Annotated in this window: 14 protein-coding genes; 9 read left to right on the top strand and 5 right to left on the bottom strand. The window is 72.5% G+C overall.

Going from position 1 to position 17,533, the window contains the following annotated elements:
- Window positions 1–19: 19 nt before the first annotated feature.
- A complete protein-coding gene (hrpA, locus tag ASC64_RS03830) occupies window positions 20–3,880 on the bottom strand; it encodes an ATP-dependent RNA helicase HrpA (RefSeq protein ID WP_056906153.1) in 3,861 nt (1,286 codons plus the stop codon).
- Window positions 3,881–4,001: 121 nt separating this feature from the next.
- Window positions 4,002–4,496, bottom strand: coding sequence for a hypothetical protein (locus ASC64_RS21915; RefSeq protein ID WP_156384995.1), 495 nt, complete (start codon window positions 4,494–4,496; stop codon window positions 4,002–4,004).
- A gap of 160 nt (window positions 4,497–4,656) precedes the next feature.
- Here ASC64_RS21915 and ASC64_RS03820 point away from each other — a divergent pair, with 160 nt between their 5' ends.
- The 6 genes from ASC64_RS03820 (at window position 4,657) to ASC64_RS03795 (ending at window position 9,935) form a co-directional block, all read left to right on the top strand.
- Entirely contained in the window at window positions 4,657–5,064 is a 408-nt protein-coding gene (locus tag ASC64_RS03820; RefSeq protein ID WP_056906151.1) for a YciI family protein, read from the top strand.
- On the top strand, window positions 5,061–6,215 hold the full coding sequence (locus tag ASC64_RS03815) for an RNA polymerase sigma factor (RefSeq protein WP_200937447.1): 1,155 nt from the start codon (window positions 5,061–5,063) through the stop codon (window positions 6,213–6,215). The genes ASC64_RS03820 and ASC64_RS03815 overlap by 4 nt, the downstream gene beginning before the upstream one ends.
- A 56-nt stretch (window positions 6,216–6,271) precedes the next feature.
- On the top strand, window positions 6,272–6,988 hold the full coding sequence (locus ASC64_RS03810) for a response regulator transcription factor (RefSeq protein ID WP_439956861.1): 717 nt from the start codon (window positions 6,272–6,274) through the stop codon (window positions 6,986–6,988).
- Window positions 6,985–8,406 carry a sensor histidine kinase gene (locus ASC64_RS03805; protein WP_056906148.1) on the top strand — a complete coding sequence of 474 codons (1,422 nt, stop codon included), beginning with the start codon at window positions 6,985–6,987 and terminating at the stop codon, window positions 8,404–8,406. The genes ASC64_RS03810 and ASC64_RS03805 overlap by 4 nt, the downstream gene beginning before the upstream one ends.
- Window positions 8,407–8,427: 21 nt before the next feature.
- Window positions 8,428–9,258 carry an SDR family NAD(P)-dependent oxidoreductase gene (locus tag ASC64_RS03800; protein WP_056906147.1) on the top strand — a complete coding sequence of 277 codons (831 nt, stop codon included), beginning with the start codon at window positions 8,428–8,430 and terminating at the stop codon, window positions 9,256–9,258.
- Window positions 9,259–9,356: 98 nt separating this feature from the next.
- Window positions 9,357–9,935: a DUF402 domain-containing protein gene (locus ASC64_RS03795; RefSeq protein WP_156384994.1), complete on the top strand. Its 579-nt coding sequence runs from the start codon at window positions 9,357–9,359 to the stop codon at window positions 9,933–9,935.
- Here ASC64_RS03795 and ASC64_RS03790 read toward each other — a convergent pair.
- The gene (locus ASC64_RS03790) at window positions 9,913–11,349 is read right to left on the bottom strand and encodes a threonine/serine ThrE exporter family protein (protein WP_235563503.1); all 1,437 of its coding nucleotides are present in this window, start codon (window positions 11,347–11,349) and stop codon (window positions 9,913–9,915) included. The genes ASC64_RS03795 and ASC64_RS03790 overlap by 23 nt on opposite strands.
- Before the next feature lie 76 nt (window positions 11,350–11,425).
- Here ASC64_RS03790 and ASC64_RS03785 point away from each other — a divergent pair, with 76 nt between their 5' ends.
- Together ASC64_RS03785 and ASC64_RS03780 are read left to right on the top strand one after the other, a co-directional pair.
- The gene (locus ASC64_RS03785) at window positions 11,426–12,559 is read left to right on the top strand and encodes a glutamate--cysteine ligase (protein ID WP_056906145.1); all 1,134 of its coding nucleotides are present in this window, start codon (window positions 11,426–11,428) and stop codon (window positions 12,557–12,559) included.
- 90 nt (window positions 12,560–12,649) lie between these two features.
- Complete coding sequence (locus ASC64_RS03780) at window positions 12,650–14,056, top strand: WS/DGAT/MGAT family O-acyltransferase (protein WP_082550160.1); 1,407 nt, start codon at window positions 12,650–12,652, stop codon at window positions 14,054–14,056.
- Window positions 14,057–14,239: 183 nt separating this feature from the next.
- Here ASC64_RS03780 and ASC64_RS03775 read toward each other — a convergent pair whose 3' ends face one another.
- Together ASC64_RS03775 and ASC64_RS03770 are read right to left on the bottom strand one after the other, a co-directional pair.
- The gene (locus ASC64_RS03775) at window positions 14,240–14,545 is read right to left on the bottom strand and encodes a GIY-YIG nuclease family protein (protein ID WP_056906144.1); all 306 of its coding nucleotides are present in this window, start codon (window positions 14,543–14,545) and stop codon (window positions 14,240–14,242) included.
- A gap of 265 nt (window positions 14,546–14,810) precedes the next feature.
- Window positions 14,811–16,007 (bottom strand): site-specific DNA-methyltransferase, encoded by a 1,197-nt coding sequence (locus tag ASC64_RS03770; protein WP_056906143.1) that lies wholly within the window; start codon window positions 16,005–16,007, stop codon window positions 14,811–14,813.
- Between the two features lie 80 nt (window positions 16,008–16,087).
- Between ASC64_RS03770 and ASC64_RS03765 the strand changes: the two genes are divergently transcribed.
- Complete coding sequence (locus tag ASC64_RS03765; RefSeq protein WP_156384993.1) at window positions 16,088–17,533, top strand: phosphodiester glycosidase family protein; 1,446 nt, start codon at window positions 16,088–16,090, stop codon at window positions 17,531–17,533.

Below are 17,533 nucleotides of genomic sequence, written 5' to 3'. Positions count from 1 at the left end.
GGCGCGAGCCCGGCCCGGGCTATGGTCGCTGGACCGCGGTGCCCATCACCTTCCGGATGCGCTGGTCGCTGACCTTCTCCCGGGTGCCCAGCTGCTGGGCGAACAACGAGACCCGGTACTCCTCCAGCAGCCACCGGGAGTCGCGGAGGTGCTGCGGCATCGGCTGCCCCTCGGGCAGCGCGGCGACGGCGTGCAGCCACGCCTCCTGCAGGCCGGAGAGCTGGTCCATCAGCTGGCGGTCGCGTGCCACCTGGGCGTCCAGCCGCTCACGACGGTGCGTCACCGCGGTGAGGTAGCGGGCGACGTCGCGCAGCCGCGACACCCCTGCCTCCCCGATGAAGCCGGGCGCCATCAGCCGACCCACCTGGGCACGCATGTCGGTCAGGGCCGGGAGCGTCGCCAGGTCGGCGCGCCCCGAGATCGCCTTGTCGGTGGCCCGCCAGGCCTCCAGCACCCGCATCACGTCGTGCACCGCGGCACCGGTCCCCCCGGCCACGGCGTCGCGGGCCGCGGCCACCACGGCGTCGTACGACGCCTCGTCGCGCACGGCTGGTCGCGCGTCGACCACCTCGCCGACGAGGGCCGCGCGGACGTCGTCGACGAGGTCGCCCACGGACGGGTAGGGCGAGCCGACCAGGGCGAGCCGGGCCCGCTGGTCGAGCCCGGCCGCGGCGAGGACGTCGTCGACCGAGGGACCCGGGCCGAGGGCGAGCAGCACGAGGCGGCGTACGCCGAGACGGTGGTGGGCGGCCGCCTCGTCGGGCGTGGCCAGGACCTGGAGGCCCACGCTGGTGCCCTCGTCGACCAACGCCGGAAAGCCACGCACCTCGTGCCCGGCCCGCCGCTGCACGAAGGACTCGTCGATGGTGCCGAAGGTCCACCGGGTCTGGCCGGTCGCGGTGACGCCCGAGTCGGCGGCGACGTCGGCCATCGCCTGCTCGAAGGTGGGCCGCAGCGGCTCCTTGAGCGCGTCGAGGTCCTTCCCGCGGCCGGCCTCGGCGCCCTCCTCGGTCAGCACGCGGTAGGTGGGCCGCAGGTGCGCGGGCACCTTCGACCAGTCCCACGCCCCACGGTCGATGAGCAGGCTGCGGGTGCTGCGGGCGAAGCGCTCGAGGGCGTCGAGGAGCGGCTCGGCACCGGGCGGCGTCGCGGCGAGGAACTCCCGCGCCGTGTTGGGCGCGGGCACCATCGCCACGCGGAGGTTCTTGGGCAGCGAGCGGATCAGCTCGGTGACCAGCTCCTCGCGCAGGCCCGGCACCAGCCAGGAGAAGTCGTCGGCATCGATCCGGTTGAGCGTCGCCACGGGTACGTCGATGGTGAGGCCGTCGTCGGCCGCCCCGGGCTCGAAGTGGTAGCTGATCGGGAAGGTCAGCCCGGCCTCGTCGGAGTCGTGCCACTCCGTGGGGAAGTCGCGATCGCGCACCTCCCCGGCCGTCTGGTGGGTCAGCATCGCCGGGTCGAAGGTCAGCAGGTCGGGCCGCTTCTGGCGCGCGCGCTTCCACCACTGGTCGAAGTGCTGGCCGCTCACCACGTCGGCACCGACGCGCTGGTCGTAGAACTCGAACAGGGTCTCCTCGTCGACGACGATGTCGCGGCGCCGGGCGCGGTGCTCGAGCTCCTCGGCCTCCTCGAGGAGGCGCGCGTTCTCGGCGAGGAACCGGTGCCGGAAGTCCCACTCCCGCTGGACGAGGGCGTGGCGGATGAACAGCTCACGGGCGAGCGGCGGGTCGACCTTGCCGTAGGACACGAGGCGGTCGGCGACCAGAGGCACGCCGTAGAGCGTGACGCGCTCGCGCGCCATCACCGCGGCCCGCTTGGTGGACCAGTGCGGCTCGGAGTAGGTGCGCTTGACCAGGTGGGCGCCGAGCCGCTCGGCCCACTCGGGGTTGATCGCGGCGTTCTGCCGGGCCCAGAGCCGGGAGGTCTCGACCAGCTCGGCGCTCATCAGGAAGGCGGGGTTGCGGCCCTTGAGCACGCTGCCGGGGAAGACTGCGAAGCGCGCGTTGCGGGCGCCGACGTACTCGCGCATCGGGCGCCGCTCGCCGGGCCGCGCCTTCTCCCGCTCCTCGAGGGCGCCGATGTGGCTGAGCAGCCCCGACAGGAGTGCCTGGTGGATGCCGTCCTCGTCGGGGAGGTCGGCCGGGTGCCCGATGTCGAGCTTGAGCTCCTTGCACACCTGGCGCAGCTGCGACTCGTAGTCCTGCCACTCGCGGATGCGCATGTAGTTGAGGTGCTCGCGCTTGCACATGCGGCGGAACGCGCTGGAGGACAGCTCCTTCTGCTGCTGCTTGACGTGGCGCCACAGGTTGAGCCAGGTGAGGAAGTCGCTGGACTCGTGCTTGAAGCGGGCGTGGAGCTGGTCGGCCTGCGGGCGCTGCTCCTCCGGCCGTTCGCGGGGGTCCTGGATGGACAGCGCCGCCGCGATGACGAGCACGTCGCGCAGACAGCCGAGGCGCTCGGCCTCGAGGATCATCCGGCCCAGCCGCGGGTCGATCGGCAGGCGCGCGAGCCGCTTGCCGAGGCTGGTCAGGCGGGGGCCGGGGGCGGACGTGTTGCGATGCGGCCGCTCGGACGGCCGGTTCGCCACACGTTGCGGGGCGACCTCGGTCGTGACCGCGCCGAGCTCCTCGAGGAGGTCGGTGCCGGCCTTGACGTTGCGGCGGTCGGGCGGCTCCACGAAGGGGAAGCGCGCGATGTCGCCCAGGCGCAGCGACGCCATCTGGAGGATCACGCTGGCGAGGTTGGTGCGCAGGATCTCCGGGTCGGTGAACTCCGGGCGGGCCTCGAAGTCCTCCTCCGAGTAGAGCCGGATCGCGATGCCCTCGGACACGCGGCCGCAGCGACCGGAGCGCTGGTTGGCCGAGGCCTGGCTGATCGGCTCGATGGGCAGGCGCTGCACCTTGGTCCGCACCGAGTAGCGGCTGATCCGCGCGACGCCGGTGTCGACGACGTAGCGGATGCCGGGGACCGTCAGCGACGTCTCGGCGACGTTGGTGGCGAGCACCACCCGGCGCACGATCGAGGGGTGGCTGGAGAACACCTTGTGCTGGTCGGCGGCGCTCAGGCGGGAGTAGAGGGGCACGATCTCGAGCCGGTCGCTCTTCAAGGCGTCGAAGGCGTCGGCGGTGTCGCGGATCTCGCGCTCGCCGGGCAGGAAGACCAGCACGTCGCCCGGGCCCTCGCCGGACAGCTCCCGCACCGCGTCGAGGATGGCCTCGGTCTGGTCGCGCTGGACCGGCTCGCCCTCCTCGTCGTTCTCCGGCAGCTCGAGGAGCGGGCGGTAGCGGACCTCGACCGGGTACGTACGTCCCGACACCTCGACCACGGGCGCGTCGAAGTGGGCGGCGAAGCGGTCCACGTCGATCGTCGCGCTGGTGATGACCACCTTGAGGTCGGGACGGCGCGGCAGCAGGCGCTTGAGGTAGCCGAGGAGGAAGTCGATGTTGAGGCTGCGCTCGTGCGCCTCGTCGATGATGAGCGTGTCGTACTTCCGCAGGTCGCGGTCGCGCTGCAGCTCGGCGAGCAGGATGCCGTCGGTCATCAGCTTGACCCGGCTCGCCTTCGACGTGCGATCGGTGAAGCGGACCTGGTAGCCGACGACGTCGCCCAGCTCCGTGCCGAGCTCCTCGGCGATCCGCTCGGCCACCGACCGTGCGGCGATCCGCCGCGGCTGGGTGTGGCCGATCAGCTTGCCGCCGTCGGCCGAGCCGGTGCCGCGGCCCAGCTCGAGGCAGATCTTCGGCAGCTGGGTGGTCTTGCCGGAGCCGGTCTCACCGGCCACGATCACCACCTGGTGGTCGCGGATCGCCGCCGCGATGTCGTCGCGGCGCGCGGAGACCGGGAGCTCGGGCGGATAGGAGATCTTCACAACGCGCGCCATTCTCGCCCACTGCGGCAACCCGATTTCACACTGGCCAGTGATCCCCGGTCAGCCGGGGATCGCTGAACTTGTCAGGCCGTGCACGGGCCGACAAGTTCAGCGAACCCCTGACAAGACGCGCTCAGGAGTCCGAGTCGTCCTCGGGCGGGGTCGTCGGCGGCAGCTGACCCGGTACGCCGCGGGGGCCGCCGAACATCGGCCCGCCGTCGTCGTCCCCGCGATCGCCGTCGTCGCGGCCCATCGGCCCGTGCCGCTCGACCCAGCCGCCGCGGTCGTGGTCGTCGGTGACGGCGTGGACGACCGCGGTGCCGGCCCCGCCGACGATGATCCCGGCGAGCGCCGAGGCGATCAGCGCGCCCATCCCGAACGCCCGGTCCCCCCGTTGCTGGCTGCGCCACCGCCGGACGCGGCCCCACCCGGGCCCGGGTACGGCGTCAGGGTCGGCCGCGGCGACCGGAGCCGCCGCGGGAGCCGGGCCGGCTGTCGGGCCGGCTGCGGGGTCGGCCGCAGGCCCGGCTGCGGGGCTCGCCTGGGGGGTGGGCTGCGCTGCCGGCGGGGAGGGGTCCTGCGGGCGCACGGGCTGCGTCTCGGCGTCGGGCTTGTCGTTCTCACTCATGTCCACGAGCGTGGACCGGCGACCTGTGCGCGACCTGTGCCGGACCCGTGAGGTGCACGTGGGCCGAAGATTTCCCCTGACGCATGTCGAGAACCCCGGAGCGGCTCCGTCCCCGGGGTGGACGCGGCCACAATGGGCCGCACCTGACAAGGAGACCGAGATGCCGAAGTACCTCTTGCTCAAGCACTACCGAGGCGCGCCCGCGGGGGTCAACGACGTACCGATGGACCAGTGGACGCCCGAGGAGGTGGACGACCACATCCAGTACATGGACGACTTCGCCAACCGGCTGCGCGAGACCGGGGAGTTCGTCGACGGCCAGGCACTGGCTCCGGAGGGCATGTGGGTGCGCCACGACGGTCCGGGCAGGCCCCCGGCGGTGGACGGTCCGTTCGCCGAGACCAAGGACCTGATCGCCGGGTGGATGGTGATCGACGTCGACTCGAAGGACCGGGCGATCGAGCTGGCGGGCGAGCTCTCCGCGGCCCCGGGCCACGGGGGCAAGCCGATCCACGAGTGGCTCGAGGTGCGGCCGTTCCTGCAGCACCACTCCGAGACCATCGAGTGAGCCGTCCCGTGGACGAGGCGGTCCTGCGCGCGGTCGTGCCCCAGGTCATCGCGATCCTCGTCCGCCGCGGAGCCGACTTCGCGGCGGCCGAGGACGCCGTGCAGGACGCGCTCGTCGAGGCCCTGAGGTCCTGGCCCGACGACCCTCCGCGTGACCCGAAGAGCTGGCTGGTGACCGTCGCGTGGCGCCGGTTCCTCGACGTCGTACGCTCCGACGCCGCGCGCCAGCGCCGCGAGCTCGCGGTCGAAGGCGAGCCGCAGCCCGGGCTGGCGGAGACCGCCGACGACACCCTCCGGGTGTTCTTCCACTGCGCGCACCCGGCGCTCACCCCGACGTCCGCCGTCGCGCTGACCCTGCGGGCGGTGGCGGGTCTGACGACCCGCCAGGTCGCCGAGGCCTACCTCGTGCCGGAGGCCACCATGGCGCAGCGGATCAGCCGGGCCAAGCGGACGGTCTCCACGGAGTCGTTCGACCGGCCCGGCGACCTCGCGACGGTCCGGCGGGTGCTCTACCTGGTGTTCAACGAGGGCTACACCGGCGACGTCGACCTCGCGGCTGAGGCGATCCGGCTCACCCGGCAGCTGGCCGCGCTGGCGCAGGACCCGGAGACCGACGGCCTGCTCGCGCTGATGCTGCTCCACCACGCGCGCCGCCCGGCCCGCACGCGGGCCGACGGGTCGCTCGTCCCGCTGGCCGAGCAGGACCGCACCCTGTGGGACTCCTCCCTCATCGAGGAGGGCGTCGCGCTGCTGCAGGCGGCGCTCGCGCAGGAGCGTCGGGGCGAGCTGCAGCTCCAGGCAGCCGTCGCCGCCCTCCACGCCGATGCCCGCACGGCCGAGGAGACCGACTGGGTGCAGATCGTCCAGTGGTACGACGAGCTGCTCGCCCTCACCGGAAGCCCGGTCGTGCGGCTCAACCGGGCGGTCGCCGTGGGTGAGGCCGACGGTGCCCGGACCGGTCTTGCGGCCCTGGCGGAGGTCGATCCCGGCCTGCCGCGCCACCGGGCGGCGTCGGCGTACCTGCTGGAGAAGGCCGGGGACCTGCCGGCCGCGGCCAGGACCTACGCCGAGGCCGCCGACCTCGCGACCAGCCAGGCCGAGCGCACCCACCTGACCAAGCAGGCGGCACGGCTCAACGCGGCACTCCGGTAGGCCGCGGACAGGCCACGCACAGCAAACCCACAGCAAGAGTCGGCAGGATGCATCCCATGCAGCAGCTCAGCCGCGCCGACGGCTCCCCCGTGCGCGTCCTGGTGGTCGACGACGAGGTCAACATCGCCGAGCTCCTCGCGATGGCCCTGCGCTACGAAGGCTGGGACCTGCAGGTGGCGCACACCGGCACCGACGCCGTGGCCGCGGCGCGCGACTTCCGGCCCGACGCCGTGGTCCTCGACATCATGCTGCCGGACTTCGACGGGCTCGAGGTGCTGCGGCGGATGCGCGCGGACGGCAGCGACGTACCCGTGCTGTTCCTCACCGCGAAGGACGCAGTCGAGGACCGGATCGCCGGCCTGACCGCCGGTGGCGACGACTACGTCACCAAGCCGTTCTCGCTGGAGGAGGTCGTCGCCCGGCTCCGCGGGCTCATCCGCCGCGGGGGCACGGCCGCGCTCGCCGAGGCCGGCAACGTGCTCGTGGTCGGCGACCTGACCCTCGACGAGGACAGCCACGAGGTGCACCGGGCGGGCGAGGAGATCAGCCTGACCGCGACCGAGTTCGAGCTGCTGCGCTTCCTGATGCGCAACCCGCGCCGGGTGCTCAGCAAGGCGCAGATCCTGGACCGCGTCTGGCAGTACGACTTCGGCGGCCAGGCCAACGTCGTCGAGCTCTACATCTCCTACCTCCGCAAGAAGGTCGACGCCGGCCGCGAGCCGATGATCCACACCATGCGGGGCGCGGGCTACGTGCTGAAGCCGGCGTCGTGACGCGCCCGCACCTGCCCCGCACCCTCACCGCGCGGCTGGTGGCGGTGGCGGTGCTGCTGGTCGCGCTCGCCGCGCTGCTGATCGGCACGGCCACGGCGCTGGCCATGCAGCAGAACCTGGACCGGCGACTCGACGCCGACGTGCGCGATGCCGCGCGGTTCGCTGCCGGCCCCCGGGGCGCGGACCGCGACGGCGACGACTTCGGCCCCGGACAGCAGTTCGGCACCCTGAAGGCCTACCAGCCCGACTCCGGAACCCCGTGGGGGACGGTGCTCTCCGAGCAGGAGGGCGCGAGCTTTTCGGCGTCGACCGCTCTCGACGCCGGCCAGCTCGACGCGTTGGACGCCCTCCCCGCCAGCGGCGACCCGCAGACCGTCGACGTGCCCGACCTCGGCAGCTACCGGGTCCTCGTGACCGACGTGCGGGGCGGCACCGTCGTCGCCGGCCTGCCGCGCGGTGAGGTGAGGGAGACCGTCGAGCGCCTCGTCCAGCTCGAGCTGCTGACCGGCCTGCTCGGTGTGCTCGCCGCAGCGGGCGTGGGGACTGTCGTCGTACGCCGCCAGCTCGCACCGCTGCGCGAGGTCGCCGCGACCGCCCACCGCGTCGCCGAGCTGCCACTGGCGTCGGGCGAGATCGAGATGGCCGCACGCGTGCCGGAGCGGCTGACCGACGAGCGCACCGAGGTCGGCCAGGTCGGTGCCGCGCTCAACTCGATGCTGGACCACGTCGAGGACTCGCTGGCGCAGCGGCACCGCAGCGAGCTCCAGGTGCGCCAGTTCGTCGCCGACGCCTCGCACGAGCTGCGCACGCCCCTGGCCACCATCGCCGGCTACACCGAGCTCGCGCGCCGCCGGCCGGAGACCAGCGGGACGGCGCTCGACAAGGTGGAGACCGAGTCGGCGCGGATGACCGCCCTGGTCGAGGACCTCCTCCTGCTCGCCCGGCTCGACGCCGGGCGGCCGCTCGAGCGGCAGACCGTCGACCTGTCCCGGTTGCTCCTCGAGGCCGTCGACGACGCCCGGGTCGTGGACCGCGAGCGGTCCTGGCGGTTGGCGCTGCCGGACGAGCCGCTCGTCGTCACCGGTGACGAGGCGCGGCTGCACCAGGTGGTCAGCAACCTGCTGGCCAACGCCCGCAAGCACACGCCGGCCGGGAGCACGGTGACCGTGACGGGCACGGCCGAGGGCTTCACCGTGCACGACGACGGACCCGGCTTCGCCCCGGAGCTGGCGCCGCACGCGTTCGAGCGCTTCACCCGCGGCGACGCGGCCCGCACCCGCGGCGGCGCCGGCCTGGGCCTCTCGCTCGTCGAGGCGATCGTCGCCGCCCACGGTGGCACGGTCCGGCTGTCCAGCGAGCCGGGCGACACCACGATCACCGTCCGGCTGCCGTCCGCCGATCCCTCGCCACGTCCGTAAACGAGAGTTACAGTTGCCGCCATGAGCCTCACCACCGTCGCCGACAAGGTCGTCGTCATCACCGGTGCCGGTTCCGGCATCGGCCGGGCCCTCGCCCTGCGCGCCGCCCGCGGACGTGCGCTGCTCGCGATCTCCGACTGGGACGCCGACGGCCTCGCCGAGACCGTGCGGCTCGTGGAGGCCGTCGGAGCCAAGGTGCGCCACGACGTCGTCGACGTCTCCGACCGGGCCGCGGTGCAGGCGTGGGCCGCCGGTGTCGTCGAGGAGCTCGGGCGCGTCAACCTCGTCGTCAACAACGCGGGCGTGACCGCCACGGGCGACTTCGCCGACCTGACCTACGACGACATGGAGTGGATCGTCGGCATCAACTTCTGGGGAGTCGTCCACGGCTCGAAGGAGTTCCTGCCGCACCTGATCGCCTCCGGCGACGGCGCGCTGGTCAACGTCTCGTCGCTCTTCGGGCTCATGTCGGTGCCCGGCCAGTCGGCCTACAACGCCACGAAGTACGCCGTCCGCGGGCTGACCGAGGCGATCCGCGAGGAGATGCTGGTGGGCCGCCACCCGGTCACCGTCACCTGCGTGCACCCCGGCGGCATCCGCACCGGCATCAGCCGCAACGGGCGCAAGGCCGCCGGCCTCGACGCCTCCGCGATCGACGCCCTCTTCGACACCAAGCTCGCCAAGATGTCGCCCGACCGGGCCGCCGAGATCATCCTCGACGGCGCACTGGCCGGGAAGGCCCGCGTGCTCGTCGGGCTCGACGCCCACGTGCTCCACCACTTCGCCAGGCTCGTCGGCTCGCGCTACCAGGACGTCGTGGCGCGGGTCACCTCCCGCATGCCCGTCCGCTGACGGGGACGGAGCGCCCGGTCACCACGGCTGACGGGGACGAAGCGCCCGCTCGGCACCGCTGACGGGGACGGAGTGGCGGGTCACCTAGGTTGGTGGCCGTGACGACTCACGCCTCGGGAACGCCGATCCGCTGCGAGATGACGAAGTGGGGCGACCGGCCGCACTGGCAGTTCGCCGGCCTCTACCTCGGGGCGGACGAGCACGGGGAGTGGCTCGGGTTCCCGGCGGGCACGCACAACCAGCGGCCCGGCCACGAGTTCCACTCCCAGGTCGGCGCGATCACGCTCGTCCAGGCCGACCGCTGGCACCTGCCGACGTTCCAGGCACCCGGCATCTGGTGCGACCTCTACATCGACGTCACCACACCGGCGACCTGGGACGGCGACGTGCTGCGTGCGATCGACCTCGACCTCGACGTGATCCGCCTCCCCGACCAGCTACCTCCCGTCCACACGGCGCCGTGGGACACCCCGCCGGTCGGACCGGGCGAGGTCTTCGTCGACGACGAGGACGAGTTCGCGGAGCACCAGGTCGCCTTCGGCTATCCCCCCGAGGTGATCGGAGCAGCGCAGGCCAGCTGCGACGAGCTGGTCTCGGCCGTGCGCGCCGGCCTGCCGCCGTACGACGGCAGCCACGCGCGCTGGCTCGCCGAGCTCAGTCGTCTCGCTGCTTCCTGAGCGCCCGCCGCTCGGCACGGGTCATCGCCCGGAAGGGTCCGACCAGGCGCGGGCCGGCCAGCCGGTTCTCGAGCTTGCGCGCCTCCCGCTTGAGCGGCTGGGCGACGTACTCACCGAGGATCACGCCCGACGCCAGGGCGATCGCGACCGAGATCGCGGTCATCAGCGCGAGGATGCCCTGCGAGACCAGGTAGCCGCCGTTGGCCAGGAAGGTCAGGCCGCGGTAGATCGAGAGGCCCGGCAGGAACGGCACGATCGCCGGCACCGCGACGACGAGCGGGGGCACGTGGACCCGCCCGGCGACGGAGTAGGCGACGAGGCCGATGAAGAAGGCGGCTGCCGCTGCGCCCATCGTGCGGTCGAAGCCGCTGAGCTCGACCGCCTGGGAGATCAGCGCGGCCGCCGCGGTGATCACCGCGACCGGCAGCACGGCTCGGCGCGGGGCGTAGCAGGCGACCGAGAAGGCCGCGGCCGACACGGCGGCTCCGGCGAGCAGCGCCGCCGCCGCGAGCGGGGACGACCCGTCGAGACGGCCGAGCTGGCCCGGCACGAGCGAGCCCAGCGGGATGCCGAGCCCGTCGGCCAGCGAGATGCCCACGGCGACGCCCGCGATGATGCCGGCCGTCGCCATCATCGCCTCGATGAGGCGCGCGCCCGAGGTGAGGTAGAAGCCGGTCAGTGCGTCCTGGACGGCGCCCATCAGGCCGATCCCGGCGAGCAGCATGATGATGTTGGCGGTGACGACGAGTGACTCGTCGACCTCGATCGGGGTGGCCGCGACCCCTGCAGCCAGCAGGGTGGCGATGACGCCGCCCGCGACCTGGAGGTAGAAGAACGGCAGTCGGCGCCGCGCCATGACGAGCTGCACGCGGTCGATGCACACGGCCGCGACGGCCGCCACGGCCGACACGACGAACCCTCCGCCGAGGAACACGCCGACCCCCGCCGCCATCACCGCCCACGCGACGGTCACCGCCCAGCGCGGCAGCACGTGACCGAGCGAGACGATGGTCGCCATCCGCGAGCGCGCCAGGTAGAGGTCGGCCCGGTCGGTGAGGACGTCGCGCACGAGGTGGTCGACGGCGGTGAGGTCCTCGTAGTCGATGTCGCGCTGCTGGACGTGGCGCAGCATGACCGTCGGCAGGTCGTCGACGGAGCGCTGGTAGGTCATCGACAGCGCCGTGAACGTCACGTCGATCTCCGCCTGCCGCAGGCCCAGGTGGTCGGCCACCGACCGCATGGTCGCGGTCACGTCGGCCGCGCCGGCGCCCGAGGACAGGAGCATCTCGCCGATCCGCAGGCACAGGTCCATCGTCAGGTGGACCTCGCGGGCCCGCTGGGCCTCCTCGACCCGGGCGTCCTCGGCCCGGTCCGCCGCCTCGGCGGCGCGATCCGACTGCTCGATCTCGTCCACGCGGACATGGTGGCACCCCCAGCACCCGGCCCCGCAGGGTGGTCCGCGCCACCCGGGTCGTCCCTAGAGTTGAGCCATGCGCATCGACTTCCATGCCTCGCCGGAGCCCACGCTCGGCGTCGAATGGGAGCTCGCGCTGGTCGACCCCCACACCCGCGACCTGGTCAACCGGGCCTCCGACCTCGCCGACCGGGCGGCCGAACGGCTGGAGCGGCCCGAGCGGCTGCACAAGGAGCTGCTGCGCAACACCGTCGAGGTCGTCACCGGCATCTGCCACACGGTTGGCGAGGCCATGGACGACCTCGCCGGCACGCTCAGCGTGGTGATGGAGGCCGCCGACGAGCTCGGCGTCGACCTGATGAGCGCCGGCGCGCACCCGTTCGCCGACTGGTCTCACCAGCAGCTCACCGAGGGCCACCGCTACGAGGAGCTGATCAACCGCACCCAGTGGTGGGGCCGTCAGATGCTGATCTGGGGCGTCCACGTCCACGTCGGGATGCCCGAGCGCGACCGCGTGATGCCCGTGCTGTCGGGGTTGCTGACGACGTACCCGCACCTCCTCGCCCTCTCGGCCAGCTCGCCCTACTGGGCCGGGCAGGACACCGGCTACGCCTCCAACCGCGCGCTGATGTTCCAGCAGCTGCCGACGGCGGGGCTGCCGTTCGCCTTCGACACGTGGGAGGCCTTCGAGCGCTGCATCGCCGACCAGACGACGACCGGCATCATCGACTCGATGGCCGACGTGCGGTGGGACATCCGGCCCGCGCCCCACCTCGGCACCCTCGAGCACCGCGTGTGCGACGGCGTCTCCGACGTGCGCGAGCTCGCGGCGCTGACCGCTCTCGTGCACTGCCTCGTGGTCGACCTCGACACCCGGCTCGTCGCTGGCGAGCGGCTGCCGACGCTGCCGCCGTGGCAGGTGCAGGAGAACAAGTGGCGGGCCGCGCGCTACGGCCTCGACGCGATCGTGATCCTCGACGACAGCAACCGGGAGCGTCTGGTCACCGACGACCTCGACGACCTGCTCGAGCGCCTCACCCCCGTCGCCCGCCGGCTCGGCTGCGAGGACGAGCTGCGCTCGGTCGCAGAGATCCCGGAGCGCGGCGCCTCCAGCGACCGGCAGCGCCGGGTGGCCGCCGCCCACCACGGTGACCTCGTCGCCGTGGTCGACTCGATCGTGACCGAGCTGCGGGGGTCGCTGGGACGGTGACACGGTGCGACCCCGAGGTCGTTGGGGTTGTGGCGGTTGTCGCCGGGGTGTTGGATCGCCCCACTGCACCGAGCCTCTGAGGGAGGACGCGTGGTCGACCCGATCGATCCCACCGCAACGGGATTCCTGCTCGCCGAGAACCGCAACATGCCGATGCACGTCGGTGGCCTGCAGCTCTTCGAGAAGCCCGAAGGTGCGGGTCGCAACTACGTCCGCGAGATGTACGAGCAGATGCGCGACGTCGAGGAGATCGCCCCCCTCTTCCTGAAGCACCCCCACCGCTCGGCGCGCACCGCCGGCCAGCTGGTCTGGCAGCCCGACGAGCAGTTCGACATCGAGCACCACGTCCGGCACAGCGCGCTCCCCAGGCCCGGACGCGTCCGCGAGCTGCTCGAGCTGTGCTCGCGGCTGCACAGCACGCGGCTGGCGTGGGAGCGCCCGCTGTGGGAGGCCCACATCATCGAGGGCCTGCGCGACGGTCGCGTGGCGATGTACACCAAGACCCACCACGCGCTCGTCGACGGCGTCTCGGCGATGCGCCTGCTCGCCAGCGTGCTGTCGACCGACCCGGACGAGCGCGACATGCCCGCGCCGTGGGCGATGCGGCCGCGCAAGCCGCGCGAGCCCCAGCCGAGCGACGGCGGCGCCTCGCTCGCCGACGTCTCGGCCACCACGGTGCGTACGGCGCTCGCGCTGGCGTCGGAGGCCGCCGGGATGCCGGGTGCGCTGATCCGCACCCTCAACAAGAGCGTGCGCAACGAGACCTCCGCGCTCTCGCTCTACGCCCCCCGCACCATGCTCAACCAGAACATCACCGGCTCGCGCCGCTTCGCCGCCCAGGACTGGTCCGTCGAGCGGCTCCGCGCGGTCGGCAAGGCCACCGGCACCACGATCAACGACGTGGTGCTCGCGATGGTCAGCGGCGCGATGCGCACCTACCTCTCCGACCTCGGCGCGCTGCCCGACACCACGCTCATCTCGATGGTGCCGGTCGGCCTCAACGCCAAGGAGTCGCAGCTGGCCTCCGGCTCCGGCGGCAACGCGGTCGGCGCGGTCATGGTGCAGCTCGGCACCCACCTGCCCGACCCTGCCGACCGCCTCGCCGCCATCCACCGCTCGATGAAGGACGGCAAGGACAGCCTGTCGGCGATGACGCCGGCGCAGATCCTCGCGATGAGCGCGCTGGGCCAGGCGCCGGCGATCCTCGGTCCGCTCTTCCGGATGCAGGGCATCGTGCGACCGCCGTACAACCTCATCGTCAGCAACGTGCCCGGCCCCCGCACCACGCACTACTGGAACGGCGCCAAGCTCGTCGGGACCTATCCCCTCTCCATCCCCATCAACGGGATGGCGCTCAACATCACCTGCACGTCCTACGACGGCAGGATGTGCTTCGGCCTGACCGGCTGCCGCCGCACCGTCCCCCGCCTCCAGGTCCTGCTCCAGTACCTCGACGACGAGCTCAAGGCCCTCGAGAAGGCCGCGGGAGTCTCCTAGAGCCGGTGGTTGAGGTGCGAGGAGCGCCAGCGACGAGCCTCGAAACCTCCGAGCCCACTGGACATTCGCCGTGGTTTCGAGGCTCGCTGCGCTCGCACCTCAACCACCGAGGGAGGGCGCTCGCTCCTCAACCACCGAGGGAGGGCGCTCGCACCTCAACCACCGAGGGAGCGCGCTCGCACCTCAACCACCGAGGGGTCGGGGCTTCCCGCCTCGCCGCGAGGACAGCCCCGGGAGGAGCTCGAAGTCCCCTCGGATGAGCGCCTCCCGTTTCCTGCGCCCCCACCCCTGGATCTGCTTCTCCAGGGAGAACGCGATCCCGACGTTCTCGACCTCCTCCTGCCAGACGAGGGTGACGGGACGCCGGGCTCGCGTGTACGCGCAACCGTCCTTGTCCGAGTTGTGCTGGAACATGCGCAGCTCGAGGCTCCGCGTGCTGCCCACGTAGTAGCTGCCGTCCGAGCAGCGGAGCATGTAGACGAAGGGCATGGCTCGATCGTCGACCAGCGTCGACTCCGACGGGAGGGTCAGATCGGCATCTGTGGACAGGCCTGACCCGGAATCACGCCTCGGTGGTTGAGGTGCGAGGAGCGCCAGCGACGAGCCTCGAAACCTCCGAGCTCAGGGCCTCCACCGTGGTTTCGAGGCTCGCTGCGCTCGCACCTCAACCACCGAGGGGGACAGCGATCGCACCTCAACCACCGAGGGGGACAGCGCTCGCACCTCAACTACCGAGGGGGACAGCGCTCGCACCTCAACCACCGAGGACCTCCAGCCCGCCGCCGAGCTGCTCGGCGACGGCGGCGAGGCGGGCGCGGGTGATGTCGGCGACCGTGGCGAGGCCGGCGAGGCGGGCGTTGGAGCCTTCGCGGGTGGGCTCGGTGGAGTTGATGCTGATGCAGCGGCGGGTGCCGCCGTCGGCGCGGTTGGCGAGGGCGACGGCGTGGCCGGTGGTGCCGCTGCCGGCGAAGGGATCGAGCACCACGACGTCGTCGGGCAGGGTCGCGAGGATCCGCCGGACCAGGCCGGTGGGCTTGGGCGACTCGAAGACGTGGCCGACGAGGGCCTTGAGCTCGGCGACGGCGGTGTCGGTGGACCCGATCTCCTCGGACAGCCAGATCGTGCGCAGCTTCTTGCGGCGCCCGCCCTCACGGTGCAGCCAGTCGCGCTGGAAGATGTCGACCCGTTCGCCGTTGCGACCGCGGATCACCCGGCACTCGAGGTCGTCGGGCCGCTCGTCGACGCGCGGACGCGACCAGCGCCAGACCGCCGGGCGCCCGTCGCCGAACACCGGCGTGAGGGCCTGGCTGCCCGGGAACTCGGCGGTCGCCACCCGCCCGCTCACCGGGTCGCCGTAGAGCGCGAAGTGCAGCGTCGGCGCTGTCGCCGGGTTGAACTTCTTGTTGGTGTTGCGCAGCGGCAGGTAGCGGAAGCGTCGCCCGTCCTCGGTGCTGAGCGGGAAGTCCCACTCGTCGACCGACTCGGCGGTGCTCGCGTCGACGGCACAGACGGCGACGTCGCGGGCGTACGCCAGGACGTACTCGTGGCTGGTCGCGAAACCACGCCCGAGCTGGCGTCCCTTCGGGTTGAGGTTGACCACGACCTGCGCGAGGAAGTTCGCCTCGCCGAAGACCTCGTCCATGAGCAGCCGCAGGTGCGCGGCCTCGTTGTCGTCGATGGAGACGAACACCGCGCCGTGCGGCGCGAGCACCTCCCGCATCGCCTCCAGCCGCGGGCGCATCATCGCCGCCCACGCGGCGTGCCGCCGCAGGTAGGGGTCGGTGTGCGAGCCGTCGCGGAAGCGGTCGGCGTACGCGAAGTCGTTGCCGGTGTTGTAGGGCGGGTCGGTGTAGATCACGTCGATCGAGCCGGGCGCCAGGCGGGGCAGCACCTCGAGGTTGTCGCCCGCATGGAACGTGTTCCAGGCGGGGGCGTCGGGCGCGGCGGGCACGACCGGAAGCCTAGGCGGTGTCCCGACCCGCTGATCCCAACTTTCCCACCAGTCCCACCACGTCGTTTACTGTGGAGCGCGTGCCTGCCAACGCCTTCCGCTTCCCGCCCGCCAAGCCCACCCGCAGCCGCCTCCTGACGGTGGCCACCGCGGGCGTGCTCGTCGCCGGCCTGGGCGTCGGCCCGTCGGTCGCCGACGCCGGGCACGCGTCCGGCCCCGGAGCCTCGGAGAAGGCCGCCCCGGCGTCCGGGGGCGGCTACCGCGGCCGCAACCAGACCTCCGACGGCAAGCCCGGCATCGTGGTCGGCCCGGAGGTGAACCTGCGCGGCAAGGCGCAGGTCAAGAACGACGTCAGCTATGAGATCGCGCCCGGCGTCACGCTGCGCGAGTGGGACCAGGTCGACGGACGCCAGCCGGTCGGGCAGGTCCGGATGAACCTGGTGACCGTCAGCCTCGACGCCCCCAACATCTCCTTCGAGGAGCTCTCCCCCACCTACGTCACCAGCCGCAAGAAGGTCAGCCAGTTCGGCGCGTGGAACGGCGCCCTGACCGCGGTCAACGGCGACTTCTTCGACATCGGCCGGACCGACTCGCCGCTCGGGGTGACCATCAACCGCGAGCGCGGCGTGCTCGGCGGCTCGCGCGACGGCTGGATCCCCGGCGTGAACTCGACCCTCTGGTTCGACGACTCCGGCCCGCACATCAGCCCGCTGAGCCTCCAGTACACGATCCGGCAGCGCAAGGCGTGGACCGTCAGCGGCATCAACCACCCGGTCGTCCCGGCCGGCCAGATCGGCGTCTTCACCTCCGACTGGCACCGCACCCAGGGCTACCAGGTCACCGCGGGCAAGAAGCGCGCCCGCGAGGTGATCCTGCGCAAGAACCGCGTGATCTCCAACCGTCCCAAGCTCTCGGACGGCAAGAAGATCGGCAAGAAGGACCGCGTCCTGATCGGCACCGGTCGCGCCGCCGGCAAGCTCAAGACGCTCAAGAAAGGCCGCAAGATCACCCTCGCCAAGCGCATCGAGGGCGGCAGCCCCAAGGTGGCCGTCAGCGGTGACCGGGCGCTTCTGGTCAACGGCGTGCGCACCGTCGTCAACAACACCATCGCCCACCCGCGTACGGCGGTCGGCATCGACGCCGACGGCCGCAAGCTGCTCATCCTCGTGGTCGACGGCCGCTCGGCCTACAGCCGCGGCTACACGATGGTCGAGCTCGCCGACATGATGGTCGCGCTCGGCGCGGAGAACGCCATCAACTTCGACGGTGGCGGCTCGTCGGCCATGTACACCCGCAACGGCGCCGGAGCCATGGGGCTCGTCAACGAGCCCTCCGACGGCAACGAGCGCCTGGTCGCCAACGCCTTCGGCGTGGTCTACAACGGGGAGCTGCCGCCGGTGATCCCGATCCTGCCGACCCCGGCCCCGACGCCCACGCCGACGCCGACGCCGACGCTGCCGCCCACCACGACGCCGACTCCGACCGTCCCGCCGCCCACCCCGCCGACCACCACCGCGACGCCCTGA

It is taken from the genome of Nocardioides sp. Root122 (genome assembly GCF_001425025.1).
In the GTDB taxonomy this organism is placed as follows: domain Bacteria; phylum Actinomycetota; class Actinomycetes; order Propionibacteriales; family Nocardioidaceae; genus Nocardioides.
Note: the sequence above shows the minus strand (reverse complement) of the source record. Positions and strands in the feature narration are given on the sequence as shown.